The organism is Paraburkholderia lebeckiae, from assembly GCF_050436225.1.
In the GTDB taxonomy this organism is placed as follows: domain Bacteria; phylum Pseudomonadota; class Gammaproteobacteria; order Burkholderiales; family Burkholderiaceae; genus Paraburkholderia; species Paraburkholderia tuberum.
This window is the reverse complement of record NZ_JBNDLU010000002.1, coordinates 2,376,869-2,391,837: the sequence shown is the minus strand read 5'-3', so window position 1 is coordinate 2,391,837 and position 14,969 is coordinate 2,376,869. Positions and strand designations below refer to the sequence as shown.

General features: G+C 60.0%; 12 protein-coding genes and 2 pseudogenes. 12 read left to right on the top strand and 2 right to left on the bottom strand.

The features are described from left to right. Positions 1 to 185 precede the first annotated feature (185 nt). Positions 186 to 1,355 (bottom strand): IS91 family transposase, encoded by a 1,170-nt coding sequence (locus OKW45_RS25615; protein ID WP_429471854.1) that lies wholly within the window; start codon positions 1,353 to 1,355, stop codon positions 186 to 188. 21 nt (positions 1,356 to 1,376) lie between these two features. Beyond that, on the bottom strand, positions 1,377 to 2,252 hold the full coding sequence (locus tag OKW45_RS25610; protein ID WP_429471852.1) for a site-specific integrase: 876 nt from the start codon (positions 2,250 to 2,252) through the stop codon (positions 1,377 to 1,379). Between the two features lie 459 nt (positions 2,253 to 2,711). On the opposite strand from OKW45_RS25610, the gene OKW45_RS25605 reads away from it, so the two are divergent. The 12 genes and pseudogenes from OKW45_RS25605 to OKW45_RS25550 form a co-directional block, all read left to right on the top strand. Further along, the gene (locus OKW45_RS25605; RefSeq protein ID WP_429471850.1) at positions 2,712 to 3,254 is read left to right on the top strand and encodes a hypothetical protein; all 543 of its coding nucleotides are present in this window, start codon (positions 2,712 to 2,714) and stop codon (positions 3,252 to 3,254) included. Positions 3,255 to 3,780: 526 nt separating this feature from the next. After that, positions 3,781 to 5,019 (top strand): NHL domain-containing protein, encoded by a 1,239-nt coding sequence (locus OKW45_RS25600; RefSeq protein WP_429471848.1) that lies wholly within the window; start codon positions 3,781 to 3,783, stop codon positions 5,017 to 5,019. A gap of 449 nt (positions 5,020 to 5,468) precedes the next feature. Beyond that, a complete protein-coding gene (locus tag OKW45_RS25595; protein WP_018418540.1) occupies positions 5,469 to 5,936 on the top strand; it encodes a DUF4188 domain-containing protein in 468 nt (155 codons plus the stop codon). Between the two features lie 422 nt (positions 5,937 to 6,358). Beyond that, a complete protein-coding gene (locus OKW45_RS25590; RefSeq protein WP_429471846.1) occupies positions 6,359 to 7,330 on the top strand; it encodes an AraC family transcriptional regulator in 972 nt (323 codons plus the stop codon). A 582-nt stretch (positions 7,331 to 7,912) separates the two neighbouring features. Then, positions 7,913 to 8,701 (top strand): alpha/beta fold hydrolase, encoded by a 789-nt coding sequence (locus tag OKW45_RS25585; RefSeq protein WP_429471843.1) that lies wholly within the window; start codon positions 7,913 to 7,915, stop codon positions 8,699 to 8,701. Positions 8,702 to 8,923: 222 nt separating this feature from the next. Next, positions 8,924 to 9,505 carry a carboxymuconolactone decarboxylase family protein gene (locus OKW45_RS25580; RefSeq protein WP_429471842.1) on the top strand — a complete coding sequence of 194 codons (582 nt, stop codon included), beginning with the start codon at positions 8,924 to 8,926 and terminating at the stop codon, positions 9,503 to 9,505. Positions 9,506 to 9,681: 176 nt separating this feature from the next. Next, a pseudogene (locus OKW45_RS25575) lies at positions 9,682 to 10,134 on the top strand (RidA family protein); the annotation flags it as partial. A gap of 300 nt (positions 10,135 to 10,434) precedes the next feature. Further along, entirely contained in the window at positions 10,435 to 10,971 is a 537-nt protein-coding gene (locus OKW45_RS25570; protein WP_238325714.1) for a hypothetical protein, read from the top strand. Between the two features lie 546 nt (positions 10,972 to 11,517). Continuing rightward, entirely contained in the window at positions 11,518 to 12,723 is a 1,206-nt protein-coding gene (locus OKW45_RS25565) for an NHL domain-containing protein (RefSeq protein WP_429471840.1), read from the top strand. Positions 12,724 to 12,982: 259 nt separating this feature from the next. After that, a complete protein-coding gene (locus OKW45_RS25560) occupies positions 12,983 to 13,603 on the top strand; it encodes a hypothetical protein (protein ID WP_429471838.1) in 621 nt (206 codons plus the stop codon). 1 nt (position 13,604) lies between these two features. Beyond that, positions 13,605 to 14,063, top strand: coding sequence for a hypothetical protein (locus OKW45_RS25555; RefSeq protein ID WP_429471835.1), 459 nt, complete (start codon positions 13,605 to 13,607; stop codon positions 14,061 to 14,063). Positions 14,064 to 14,471: 408 nt separating this feature from the next. Continuing rightward, positions 14,472 to 14,721, top strand: a pseudogene (locus OKW45_RS25550) (alpha/beta fold hydrolase); the annotation flags it as partial. Positions 14,722 to 14,969: the final 248 nt, after the last annotated feature.

Below are 14,969 nucleotides of genomic sequence, written 5' to 3'. Positions count from 1 at the left end.
ATGCGGTGCGGCCAGGCGGGATGCCGGACGGGCGCTGACGCCGTAGCGAAGCGGCGCTGTCGTGCAATGACGATGGTGATGCGCACGCGGGAGGCGCCTTTCGAAGCGCCAGGCGCGAACGTCCGCTCGTGGGCCGCGTTGCCGCAAAGCCGACGGTCGGTTCAGATATCGGGGAAACGTTGTGCTCATGTCTGAGCCCGGCACATCGGCGGTGCGCGGATCGGGGCGCTGCGCGCGAGGATGTCGACGACGATCATCGGTGCGCCGCAGTGCCGGCAGATGAAGACGGGGCGGGTTGCGACGATGGCCTCGTCCGGTGACGGGCTGATTCCGGGTGCGACGTGCAGCAGATCGCGCACCTTCGCGAGACTGGCGCGGCGTACCGGGTTGGCGAGCAGGCCGTAGTGACGGATCCGGTGGAAACCACCGGGCAGCACATGGAGCAGGAAGCGGCGCATGAATTCGCCAGCCTCCAGCGTCATGGTCTTGTAGCGGGTGCGTCCCTTCGCCCGGTAATCCTTCCAGCGGAACGTCACGCCACGCTCATCGAAGGCGACGAGGCGCTGGTTGGAGATGGCAACGCGGTGCGTGTAGCGTGAGAGGTACTCGAGCACTGCCTTTGGTCCGGCGAACGGGCGCTTGGCGTAGACCACCCATTCGCAGGTACGTAGCGGCGCAAGCCACCGGGCAAAGGTGGCGGGATCAGCGAGTTCGGTGTACTCGCCGAAGAACTGCAGTTGGCCATGCTGGTGGGTCACTTCGAGTGCGTCGAGGAAGCGCCGGCGGAACAGGCGTGAGAGCACGCGCACCGGCAGGAAGAAGCCGGGCCGGCAGGCGATCCAGCGCTCACCGTCAGGTGACAGGCCACCGCCGGGGACGATGCCGTGCACGTGTGGATGATGCGTGAGCGCTGAGCCCCAGGTGTGCAGCACGAGCGTGGCGCCGATCTGGGCGCCGAGGTGCCTGGGATCCGCGGCGATGGTACGCAGCGTGTCGGCGGCGATGTCCAACAGCAGGCCGTAGATGACCCGCTTGTTGTACCGGGCGATCGCGCTGATCGCGGCGGGCAGTGTGAAGACGACGTGGAAGTACTCGACGGGCAGCAGGTCAGCCTGGCGTGCTTCCAGCCAGCGGTGGGCGGCGCCGGCCTGGCACTTCGGGCAATGCCGGTCCCGGCACGAGTTGAAGGACACCTCTGTCCTTGCGCAGCCGGAACAGCGCAGCACATGTCCGCCCAGTGCCGCCGTGCGGCACCGTTCGATGGCCGACATGACCTTCAGCTGCCCCAGGCTCAGGTGTGCCGTGGCTCGCCACGCAGGCCCGTGGCTGCGGAAGATGTCCGCAATCTCCAGCATGAGGCGCTACAGCGCGCGGGCCTACTCGGAGGGCAAACGGTCCAGCGGACTGGTGACCTCGTGCAGCAGGTCGGTGGCCACCTGGACGTAGAGCGCGGTGTTCTCGAGCTTCGCATGGCCGAGCAGCACCTGGATCACGCGGATGTCCACCTTCTGTTCGAGGAGGTGTGTCGCGAAACTATGGCGCAGCGTGTGCATGGACACTCGCTTGTCGATGTTCGCAGCCTCGGCGGCGGCATGAATGGCACGGTTCAACTGTCGCGTGCTTAATGGATCGAGCGGATCGAGCCCGGGAAACAGCCACCCACCATCGAGCATCCTGCCCTGCGTACGGGCCACGCGCCACCACACACGCAGACGCTCGAGCAGCACCGGCGAGAGCATGGCGTAGCGGTCACGGCGGCCCTTGCCCTGCTCGATACGCAGTGTCATGCGTTCGCTGTCGACGTCGGTGACCTTCAGCGCCACCACTTCGCTGGCGCGTAGCCCCGCGCCGTACGCGACCGACAGCGCGGTCTGGTGCTTCAGGTTGCCGGCGGCCTCGATGAGCCGCCGCACTTCATCGGGGCTGAGCACGACGGGTAATACGCGGGGCACGCGCACGGGTTGCATCCTGACCATCAGCTCGGGCCGGTCGAGCGTGACTGTGAAGAAGAACTTCAGGCCGGTGATCGCATGGTTCAGCGACACGGCCGATGTGCCGTGGTCGACCAGATAGAGCTGGTAGCGCCGCAGGTCCTCGACGGTGGCCGTGTCAGGTGAGCGCCCGAGAAACCGGGCGAACTCACGCACGATGTGCAGATAGATGTCCTGCGTCTTGGGGGCAAGCTGGCGCATGCGCATGTCGTCGCTCATGCGCTGGCGCAGCGGACTGACGTTTGACTGTGAGGAGGTCATGATTCGGCTCCGGCTGGAGAACGAGGCGGATTGCCTCATTCGCCAACATACGGAACCGCGATGCCGGCCTCTCTCTGACCACCGGCGTCTGACCGTAGCCCCTACCGCGCGAGCGGTTTAGTCCTTCGGCCATGAACCGTCCCTGGCCTTTGGTGCGCGACTGTCCGCTCCCGGCTCTGATGTGGCCAATGGAGGGACCTCGACGTTTAAAATCCCAAGTTCATCGAACCATATGGCGGAGGTTGCGTGACACTCGAACGAGCGACTGGCTATCTGTTTTCAAGGCAACGCAATGCTTGTCGTGCCCGCACATCGGTGGATGGCGCGCGAGAAACGTCGAGTCGCTCCGGCAGCATGCGGTTTCATCCGATGTCTCGCATGATTGCGTCCGTTGTCGCGTGCCTAATGAGTTGCGGGTGCGCATCCGCGCCTGAGCCACGCGACTACGCTAGCAACAATATGCAAGCCGTTCTGTCAACTGAATGCCCTGACGTGAGTGGCCTTTACGAAGGCAGAGTACGACAGATCGTCGAAGGTTACGGGCCGAGCGTATTGCCTTTCACGGACGAAGTATTCCACGCAGAGAACATTGAAGCAGCCCAGACCATGCGCGCAAGCTACAGGAGGGATACGGACGGTCGTCGCGTTGCGCCGGATACCACTTCTTTCCGGAAGAATGCTGACGGCAATTACACGGTCACGACATACTACGGCACTTCCGAACTAGGGAGCATCAAAACCCGCTTTAACAGCCAAGTCAAAGTATCGTGCGAGGCGGGGACTATTAGTTGGATCGCCCCGGAGCAATCGTCACGATCTGAATTTGGCCCGAACTACTCCTTTTCTGGCCGTTCCGTTAGGCTGGAGAGCAATGGCAACATTCTGCTCACCACGTGGACCCATATGAGCTATCACATGGCGCTATTGTGGCTCCCCATGGGGGCCGGCACGGATAGAACGGTTTATCGCTACAAGCGACTGCGCTCGGCAAACGATCATTGATGGCGCCCGCACCCACAAGTGCGCGGCGCCACCGGTCCGTAAATACCCATAGATGTTCATGCTAAGGGGCGTCCGCTTTATGCCCCGAGTCGGACAGATTTGCTCACATGCCATTCGGCTGGTTTGGCTGGCGGATTCAACCGGTCGCGATCGTCAGGCAGCGCCATGGCACGGCGCGAAGCCTGATGGTTCAGCACGTTTAGCCACCGAATCTTCAATGCTCAAACCAGCCGCCATAAGAACGCATCTCGGCGGCGCAGTCCAGCGTGTTCCGTGCGTTCGGCTCTGGCTGAGCTTGCCCGAGCCCAGCTATTTCCGTTTCCCAACAGCACGGCAAATTGCGTCCGTCCCGAAGGGAGGAGCCTAAAAATTTATTTGCTTTTCGAAACGCACTACTAAGATGAAGTGTTGGGCGGTTTGGGGGGCTTTCGGGCTTGCTTTCCCTGGTCACAACATCCTGCGTTCCGCGACAACGACTTTTCCTTGAATAGTCGTGACAATTCGGTGGCACCGAACAGGAGGATGTATGTCGCACGGAACACAGCTCTGTCCGAGCATCGCTGTCACGTTGCGGGCCCTTTACGCACTGCTGCTAATTGCGACGGCAAACCCCGCCGCCGCGCAGATCATCAGCACCGTCGCGGGCCCCGGTCAGGGCGGCGTAGGTGCGGCCGGAATCGCCGCAGAAGCCATCGCGCTGGACCGATGGGGAAACATATACACTGCCGAACCGACATTTCGCGTCGTTCGCCGCATCGATCACGCGAGCGGAACCGTTACCATCATTGCCGGCACCGGGCAAGCTGGCTACAGCGGCGACGGCGGTCCCGCGACGCAGGCCATGCTCAGCTATCCGACAGGGGTTGCCCTTGACCGAGCAGGGAACGTGTTCATTGGCGATTTCGGCGTTGGCGTGCGAAGAGTGGATCGGGAAACCGGGGTCATCACCACAGTTGCCGGCCCGGGCAATCCCGGCGTACCTAACCGTGGTGACGGCGGCCCGGCCACGCAAGCCATAATGCTTGCAACCGACGTTCTTCTGAACGGGGAAGGCGATCTCTATATCGGCGATGACGACCGCATCCGGCGCGTGGACCACAAAACGGGAATCATCACGACCGTCGTCGGCGATGGGCACGATGCATTTCTCGGCGGCAGCGGCGAAGGCGGGCCGGCCACCCGCGCGGGCTTTAGCTACATCCCAGCGCTCGCCTTTGGCCCGCACGGCGAACTTTATATCGTCGATCCCGGTCTCGCAAATGTTCGCCGGGTGGATAGAAGGACTAACATCATTACCACTGTGGCCGGAGAGCACCTCGCCTTCTTTTCTGCGCCCCCGGCTCCCTCCGGCTATAACGGCGATGGCGTCCCGGCGACCGACGCGTTATTGAACTTCCCTACGCATATCACATTCGACTGCGCGGGTAACCTGACGATCAGCGATACCTTCAACTTCCGCGTGCGCCAAGTGAATAGGCAAACCGGCATCATCACAACCATTGCCGGCAACGGGCAGGACTCCTACGGCGGCGACGGCGGCCTTGCCACTCAAGCTAGCATAGGCGGTCCCAGGGGGCTCGCGTTTGGACCCGAGGGCGATCTGTTCTTCGCTGGCTCCGGGCACATTCGCAAGGTAAGCGGCCTGCCGAAAGCCGGGCGCCGCTGCGAAGAACGTGATGAGGACCGCGACGGCGGCGATGCGGGGCGCCCCGGTGATCACACCGATCGCAAAGATGGCGGTGCGTTGCTTCCATGGTGGTGGTGACACCGCTTGCGCTACGCCACTATTGCGCGCGCAGCAGATGATCGCGTGCGCGCCTGCGCCGGATGCGGAACAGACGAAGGCAGCCTGCTGGCCAGCAGGCTACTTCGGACCATCCCACCAGCTGCGACCGTCACAGTTCGGCCAACAAGCGCCGTTGACAAGCTGCAAGCCCAACCGCACAAATCAGTCCGGGAGCGGCCGCTCGACGACGGGCTAGGAGTGTATTGAGCGAAGCCGCTTTCGCATGCAGGTGGCCGTCGACGTCCATGGTAAGTCTTTGAAACGGCTGAGCGGTCGCACGCTCCGACCGCAGCCTAAATTGTTGAGGTACGCTCCCCTGCGGCACGCAGGGAACGTCCCAACGCCTATAGATGTCCCCAACCGCGGCAAGTGCCGGGCACCCTGCAAGCGAGGAATACGACATGTAGTTTTTGAGAGGATAGGTCGCAATGATCAATAAAGCGCGTGTCACAGCCACGTTTGACGGCGATTTTGTCGTGTTTCTAATTGGCATGAGAGTCAATGAGCCTCTTAGGGTACACAAATGGTTGCCCGTCGCCACCGCAATGCCACGGATGATAAAGGAGCTTTATCGTCAACCAGAGTTGGGCTTCCTCCACGCGGAGATGTGGTTCAGCCGTACGACGATCATGGTGCAGTATTGGCGTTCGATAGATCAATTGCTGGCCTATGCCAAAAATCGTGAATCAGAGCATTTGCCGGCCTGGCAGGCCTTCAACAAGGCCATTGGAACGGACGGATCAGTCGGTATCTGGCATGAGACGTATGCGGTGTCGCCGGGTTGTTATGAGAATATTTACGTCAACATGCCGCCGTTTGGTCTCGGAAAGATTGGTTCGCTACAACCCGCAACAGGTGGCAGGCAATCGGCAGCTACTCGACTACGTGGCCAATAAGGTTCATGTGGTTCGTCGCGTGCGTTTGCGTATTCCTGTCGTCGAATGCCGCCGGTTGCGACTCGGAGACTCGCTGACGTGGAAAGCCGCACGCGAATGTCTGCATCCAGCACTGCCGAATGTCCCTTCCGGGTCGGCACATGCCTTCTGCATGAAATCCGCTGCCGAGGCGATCGCCGCTCTTGGTCGTGGGGCGTCAGGCGGCCAGCAGCGGCCATTTGTGAGAAAAGCTCGAATGGCTGAAGACCAGCTGAGATCGGACAACCCGCCCCGCGTGGCGTTCGTTCCGCCGAAGATATGTCCGCATACCGGAAGCGGCACGGTACGGTACGATGGTGGCCCTGAGGCAACCGTCAGTCTCTTGACCTCGCATACATCGTTGATGGGCGCAGCCCTGTGAATACGCCCCAGAGGAGTAGCCCATGCCGTCCGAGCACGCCGATGTCTTGTCACAGGTACTCAGGCTGATTCGCCTTCGCGGAGATCATGTTTTCCACGGCGAGCTGGGCAGTTCCACCGAAGTGATTTTTCCGCCAGGGCCGGCAACGTTTTTGCATCTGCGTGCCGGCGAACTGTCGGTGTCTCGACGCAATGGCCCCTCCGTGACGCTGCGGTCAGGCGACTTCGTTCTTTTGCCACATGCGGACGGACATACGATTCGAAGCAAGCCGGGCCGGAAAGCACATCAACGCTTCGAGGCGGCGGTGGACTTTACCCCCAGCAGAGATGCTCAGACGTTCAAATGGGCGGCTGATGACGGCATGGCAGGATCCTTTCTCGCAGGATCATTCTATTTTGACGGGGCGCCGTTACGCTCTTTGCTCACCGGGCTTCCCGGTCTGATTCATCTGACATGCGACAAAGTCAGCGAGCCCCCTTGGCTGGCCTCTATCTCGCATTTCCTTGACGTGGAATCGCGTAGCGCCGGCCCAGGGTCATCGCTGATGATCTCGCGGCTTATTGATCTACTCGTTATCCGCACCTTGCGGATGTGGGTCAGCCAGCAAGGCGATCGGCTCGGCTGGCTGTCCGGACTTAGCGACGAACGCGTAGGCCGTGCGTTGAACGCAATGCATCTGGAACCTGACCGTGCATGGACGGTCTCGGCCCTCGCCGAGACGGCGATGATGTCGCGATCGACGTTCTCGGATCGCTTCACGGCGGTGGTGGGACTTCCACCGTTGCGTTACCTGACACGCTGGAGATTGACAATCGCAGCAGACTTGCTAAGCGGAGGGACCCTGAAGGTGACCGAAGTGGCCCACGGTGCCGGCTATGGTTCGGAGGCCGCCTTCAGTCGCGCCTTCAAGGAGGAGTTTGGCTATCCACCGCGTGACGCGCATCGAATCGCACAGACCGGGGCCTTTGTCGCGCGAAGTGCGGAACTCCCTTGAGAGTCCTCTTTACACTGTTGGCTTGATTCGTCAGTTGAAACTGTCATTGCGGCGGTTTCCTTTCAATGGCATCGCCTCGGTCCCCAGCCGGCGCCGATCTGCTCGCTTGTCCGAGTGCGTCGATCGTACGATGGATCATGCAAATCAGACGCCGAGATATGGTCAGTCTCGAATACATTCTTTAGAGTGGATAGCCAAGGTCCTCCGGTATCTGAATAGGAGGAAAGGCTCTCACGCACTATGGTTCGGATCTCTCATGCTCAGGCAGCTCAGACGGTTTGCGATAACACTTCTCGTTGCAGCACCCACGCTTCCGTCATGCGTCTGGATCGGAAGCTGGAGCGGAGCCGCTAGCTTCACCGTCGTATAGGCGGCATGAAGGCCGGGCATGCCGCGATGCATAAGTAACGTCGGCTGATCTCGGGCAATTCGTCGATCTGGTGCCGTTCAGTCCCGCCCCAACATAATAGATTTCTGGATTCCTAAACGGAATCGGGAGATCGAGGCATGCCCACGGATCTTTCAAATGCAGGTTTCAATTCACGACATCGGCATCGATGTCTCTTCAAGGAAGCAATGTAGATGAAACTCATCCTCGCTGTTCTCGCCATGTCAGCATTCGCCTTTGGTACCGGTGCGATAGCTGCGGAAAAGCCCCCCATCGTTCTGGTCCACGGCGCTTTCGAAGACGCCCAGGTCTGGGGTTATGTCACATCCAGGCTTCAAACCGACGGCTTTAAGGTGGTGGCTGTCGATCTGCCAGGGCGTCCGGGCGCGCCAGCCACACCGGACAAAGTCAGCCTTGACCTCTATCGCGACACCGTGGTCGCAGCGCTGAACAAATCCCATCGCCCGGCCGTCGTGGTCGGTCACAGCTTCGGCGGCATCGTCATCGCCGACGCCGCGGAAACGGCACCGAAGAAGATCAAGACTTTGGTCTTCGTTGCTGCCTACCTGCCGCAAGACGGCGACTCGCTCGTTTCAATGGCCAGTAAGGATGCCGACGCCAAGATCGGCCCGCACCTGCAGATCGATAAGGAAAAGGGCATTGCCTCCATCGAATATCCGGCACGTGCCGATCTGTTTGCCAATGGAGGTCCTGACAAACTACGCGAGGCGATCCCGGATCTGATCCTGGATGAACCCGTCGGCCCGCTGGCTACGCCTGTACACGTGACTTCCCCCAACTTTGGTCAGGTCGACAAGGTCTATATCCACACAGCCATGGACCAGGTCATCAGCCCCTCGTTCCAGGCCGAGATGGTTGCCGCCACCCCCGTGAGAGCCGAGTACTCCCTGCCGACCGGTCATACGCCGTTCCTCACCGATCCCGACGGTCTGGCAAAGGCGATCGAGGCCGCTGCGAAATAGGCGGCTTACGGTCGGTCCGGGGAAGCGAAGGCGGGAGGCTTCGTCATCCCGCGCTTTGCCTTCGAGTGTGTTGCTCTGGGCAGAGGGCTGCGATATCCGGGCTTCCGCGCACCGTCCTGCAGGCCGCTCTTCGATGGTCTGTGCCGGGATGCCCTTTCCAATAGAAGCATACGCGTCCGTTGTCTTCGACAATTTCTCGTGTTTTCAAAAGGCAGAACCGATATGTCCCGTCTTCAGATACCCGCCACGATCGCAGATGCACCAGCTGCTTCTCAGCCCTTCCTGGAGGCCGTCAACAAGAAACTGGGTGTTGTACCGAATCTGTTTCGTCTGATAGCCAACAGCCCCGCGGCGCTAGAGGGGTACCTCGGTCTGGCCGGAGCCTTGGCAAAAGGCGCACTTCCAGCACAGACCGGCGAACGTATTGCTCTCGCCGTCGCCGAAATCAACGGCTGCGACTATTGCATGTCGGCGCACAGCTATTTAGGAAAGAACGTGGCGAAGCTTGACGATGCGGAAATGTCCGCCAATCGAAATGGCGGCTCGAATGAACCAAAGGCTGCCCCTGCCGTGCAGTTCGCCGCGAAGGTCGCGCACGAACGTGGCCGCGTGTCCGACGAAGATCTGCGCGTTCTCAAGGAGGCCGGCTACACTGATGCGCAGATCGTCGAGATTGTCGTGCACATCGCACTGAGCGTCTTGACGAACTACGCCAACGTCGTTGTAAACACGGAGATTGACTTTCCCGTAGTGCGTACATATCAGGGGCTGAAGAACGGGACTCGCACGCTTCTTGATACGTGATGCGTTGACCGAACTGATCGATTGCGTCAATGCATCGTAGGCAGGACAAGCATCCGCGAGCGTATCGAGCCTCAACCGACGAACGTCGTTCGGTGTATCGGACGGTTGAACTCACTGCATCGCGCTAATTTCATCAGGCCAAGTCCATTCCTTTTCACGTTACGTTGAGCCCGAACATGAACGTATCCGAACGCCTCGCGCAAGCGGGCCTAAAATTGCCATCGCCCATCAACCCACTTGGGTCCTATCGAACGGTTTCCGTTTCGGGGAATCAACTGTATGTATCGGGGCTCGGCCCTTTCGAGGATGGCAAGCCAATCGTGGGAATGGTCGCTCGCGATATTTCTCTGGAAAAGGCTCAAGACGCGGCGCGCCTAACGATGCTCATGATCTTGGCCTGTGTCGAACAGGCCTGCGGACTCGACAACGTCCGGCGATGTAGCCGGCTAACAGTTTACGTGCGTACAGCACAGTCGTTCACCCAGCATCCGCAAGTGGCCAATGGCGCCAGTGATCTGTTGCTGACGCTGTTTGGGCAAGACAATCTGCCGGCTCGAAGCGCGCTGGGAGTGCATTCGTTGCCGATGGGCATCCCGGTTGAGATTGACAGCATCTTTGAGTTGAAGGGGGTGACGGGCATGGCTCGACGCCGCGCACATACGAGCGCAATGACGCGAAATCCGCATCCCCAGCGGGAGGAGTTAAGCGCACGCCAGAAAACGGACGTAGGGAATTTAAAGATTTCCGATCAGCCGATCGAATATGCTGGGCCTTGTGTCCCGAGGTGGTCGTCCAACTCTACGACGCGATGCTCGAACTCTACCCCCAATCACGCTAATCCGGGCTCGCTCTGGGGCGCGGCGAACTCCGCCGGGAAGGCCGCGTAGGATTGCTCCGCACCACAACGAAGCTATGGAATCCCCAAAGGAATGCTGACCATGCACAGGACGTTATTGGCCGCTGCCATCACCTTGACCGTCTCCGCCGGATCTCTCGCGGCTGCTCCTGCCGCTTACAAGGAGCCGCTGGACGCTCAGGCCTTGAACACGATCAAATCAGAGTTCGGCGAGCTCATGGAATTAGCCAACCGGCACGATTTCAAGGCTCTGCACGAGATGTTCTGGCAATCCCCCTCGGCCCTTCTCGTCGCCAAAAGCGCAATTCCCTCCGAGGGGAACTGGGCAGGCTTCTGGGGCAACGAGGCAATCGATCGGAAGCTGCACGACATCGGCACCTCCGGCCCGGTCGTCCTCCGACCGGATTACTCAAAGCTCAAGGTCGTCGGCTTGACGCCGGACGTAGCGCAATCCTACGCGCCGGTGAACATCACGGTCTCGTATGCAGGGCAGGACGGAACTCCCAAGCCGTTTCTGATGATCATCAACTGGATAAAGGTCGGGAAGGACTGGAAGGTTGCTTCTGAGATCATCCTGCCCGTACCTCCTGCACCCGTCGCAAAGAGTTAGGCCTTCGCGTGCCGGTGTGCGGAATCCAGACTGGGACCTGACTGCTGGCAGCAGGTTTCGCTCTATTTGACGTCCGTGAGCCGCAGTATCGAGCGACGGCTCAACTCCGATACCCGCCGTTGCACCTCTGACCGATCGACTGTCAGCAATGGGTCGAGTGCAGCCCGTCGCGGCCATCAGGCGGCGCGATGGCAAGAGTATGAAGTCTGATCGTTCAGCACTTTTAGCCACCGAAACTTCAATGCTCAAACCAGCTGGCCATAAGAACGTAACTCGGCGGCGAAGTCCAGCGTTTTCCGTGCGTTCGAGTCTAGCCAAGCTTGCCCAAGCCCAGCTATTTCCGTTTCCCAACAGCACGGCAAATTGTGTCCGTCCTAAGGAGGAGCCTAAACATTTATTTGCTTTTCGAAACGCAATACTAAGATGAAGTGTTGGGCGGTTTGGAGGCTTTCGGGCTTGCATTCCTGGTCACAACATCCTGCGTTCCGCGACAACGACTTTTTCTGAATAGTCGTGACAATTCGGTGACACCGAAGAGGAGGATGTATGTCACACGGAACGCAGACCTGTCCGAGCATCGCGGTCATGTTGCGCGGCCTTTACGCACTACTGCTGATTGCAATAGCGCACCCCGCCGCAGCGCAGATCATCAGCACCTTCGCCGGCCCCGGTCTCGGCGGCGTGGGCGCGCCCGGAATCCAGGCCGAAGCCATCACGGCGGACCGATGGGGAAACATATATACAGCCGAACCGACATATCGCGTTGTTCGACGCATCGATCACAAAAACGGAACGGTGACTATCATTGCCGGCAACGGGCAAGAAGGCTATAGCGGCGACGGCGGCCCTGCGACGCAGGCCATGCTCGACTATCCGACAGGGGTTGCGCTTGACAGGGCAGGGAACGTATTCATTGCCGAACCGTTCGCCCATGTAGTGCGAAAGGTCGATCGGGACACCGGCGTCATTACCACGGTTGCTGGCCCGGGTGCTCCCGACGTGCCCAATCGCGGCGACCGTGGGCCGGCCACGCAAGCAACCATGTATGCAAACGATGTCGCCGTGAATCGGGAAGGCGATCTGTACATTGCCGATTCGGCGGTCGGCCGCATCCGGCGCGTGGACCATCAAACAGGAATTATCTCGACCGTCGTCGACCTGGGCAACACCTACATCGTGACCATGGCCTTCGACCCGCACGGCGGCCTATACGTGGTCGATCCCGCTCCGCCAAATGTCGTCCGATTTGACGCAAGGACTGGAGTTGTCGCCAAGGTAGCCGGCGCGGGGGGCCCCTGCCAGCAGGTTGGGGGCCCGGCGTGCTACAACGGAGAAGGCATTCTGGCGACCGACGCGTTTTTGAACTTCCCGACACACATCGCGTTCGACTGTGCGGGCAACCTGACGATCAGCGATACCTTCAACTTCCGCGTGCGCCAGGTGGATAGGCAAACCGGCATCATCACGACGATTGCCGGCAACGGGCAGGACTCTTACGGCGGCGACGGCGGCCTTGCCACTGAAGCTAGCATAGGTGGTGGTCCCAGGGGGCTCGCGTTTGGACCCGAGGGCGATCTGTTCTTTGCTGAAGCTGAGGGGAGATCGGGGTACATTCGCAAGGTAAGTGGCCTGCCGAAAGCCGGGCGCCGCTGCGAAGAACGTGATGAGGACCGCGACGGCGGCGATGCGGGGCGCCGCAGTGATCGCACCGATCGGAAAGATGGCGGTGCGTTGCTTCCATGGTGGTGGTGACACCGCTTTCGTTACGCCAGTATCGCGCGCGCAGATGATCGCGCGCGCGCCTGCTCCGGATGCTGAAAAGACGAGGGCAGCCTGCTGGCCAGCAGGCTACTTTGGACCACCCGACCAGCTGCGACCATCACAGTTCGGCCATGAAGTGCCATTCGCAGTCGCATGGCGAACGTCTGCTGACGAACGACGAGTCGCCATTTGGCGAGGCGAATTCGGCTACGATAAACGTCCGGCAGACAGGGTCGTCAGGAGCCAGCAAATGTCGCTGTTCAATTTCATCAAACCGACGCGTGACGTGTCCCTCGCGTTCAGCCTCGACGGAATCGAGAGAATCAGCTATGGAGAGACCGACGAGGTATTCGATCGCTTGCATGCTGTAGGCGCCGCATTAGCGCTCTTTTCCATCAAAACCGACTCCCATCGCGAGCCGTCGATGAAATGGATGTACGAGATTACCGATGGGATGACCGAAGAACAAGTACAAGAAGCTGTTGATGGGGTCGTCAGTCTCATGGAGACACTCAAGAGCGGCAGCGAGGCGGCATACCATGCCGATGGGACATTGACGATTAACAAAGCTGGCGCACTCCTGACGTGGAGCGCCACCAAGATCGGCTTTCCCTTTCAAGGCGTAACTCAGGACATGTCCGGCGGTTACAGCCAGCAACGCGTTGCTGAAAGGCGAGGCGACGATCTGTACCTCCGCTTGGTCGTTGATGGCGGCGAGGAAGCAGCCTCTAATTGCACATGGATCATCGGCCAAGCGACCGGGAAGATCAGCTTTTCATTGAAAGAAGCGCGCTACTGGCAGGTCAAGGACTACGGCCGGGTGTTATTAAATCAGGTGATCGAAGCAAACGGAAAAGTCCGAGAAGGATGAAATGATGCAGAGCCCCGTTCTTACCGCGCGAGATTTCTTTGACGTTGTTATCGTTCCTGATGTTGAGGATGCTAAGGCGAATCCGCATAACGTCAGGCTAGTAATTCATGCGCTAATTTCGCTGCATCAAATGAATGACCGGTACTTTAATGAGCAGCCAGTCCAATATCCCACGAAGCGTGCGTACTATGATGCGCTCGCTGCCGACTGCGAAGCTCGGTACGCCGCATGCTCCGTTCTGGAGCGTGTGCGTGATTTAGCCACCAACGCCAAGCATTGCGCGCCAGTGAGCGCTCCGCAGGCGGATTTCGGCACTAGTGCAATGGACGCTAGTAGCCCTCTGACGCTAACCGCCATAGCTAAAAGTGAGGACGGAACGAGCCAGGAGTTGCTGCCGATCATTCTTGAATCGTTCACCTTTTGGAAAAGCGAAGTAGACGCGCTTGTCGAGAAAAAATAGGGAGCGAATCTGTGGGGGGCATGGCTCCGACGGTAGCACCAATAGTGTGGCGGTAATCGGGGCTACCTCGATTCCAGCGCGCGGCCACATCCGGATAACGTTGGAACGGCTCCTTCTGAACGTGGTGAAGACTTTCGCGGAAACCGGGCGACGGGCTGCAACGGGTCGATCAGCGACGCTCGGGACGCACGCCCTGAGCGCTTGGCGTACGAAAAAATCCCTTTATTGACGGCACCCCTGATAGCACATGGCGTGATCCTCCGAGATTCAGCCCGCTAGATCAGCACGAACGACTCCTGCGCAAATTTAGCGGTGCAACGAAGGCACGTGTGAATACCGCAAACGCAAGACTGGCAAGCCTTTCGGCGCTTTTCGTGGATTGTTTATAGTCGACACGCCTGCACGTAACCGGTCGTCTATGAGCTGGGGCAGCTCGGCATGCCGACGGTGCTGCTGATCGGCCAGAAGGACACGACGGCGATCGGCAAGGATGCAGCGCCGCCCGAGGTGCGCGCGAAGATTGGCCATTACCCCGAATTGGGCCGCGCGGCCGCGAAGGCGATTCCCCGTGCGACGCTGGTCGAATTCGCGGGGCTCGGTCACGCGCCGCAGATGCAGGACCCCGCAGGCGTTTCATAAGGCGCTGTTGGAGGGCTGACAGCGGCGCCGGAAAACCGTTGATCGATCACGTGGGTTTCTGTCCCGCAGTCATAGTCCTGCGTCGCTCTGCGTTAAGCGAAGCAGCCTGGGGCTATTTTTTGGTCCATCGCGGCGTTCCGGAGAGGGCCGCCTGCGGACAGGCGGTAGTCGGCCACAAGGCTAGTTCACTTGTGGCATAGAGCCGACATGCCGGTGTCGGCCTGACAGCAAGTTACCCGCCGTTCGGGCGGCGATGATGCATCGAAC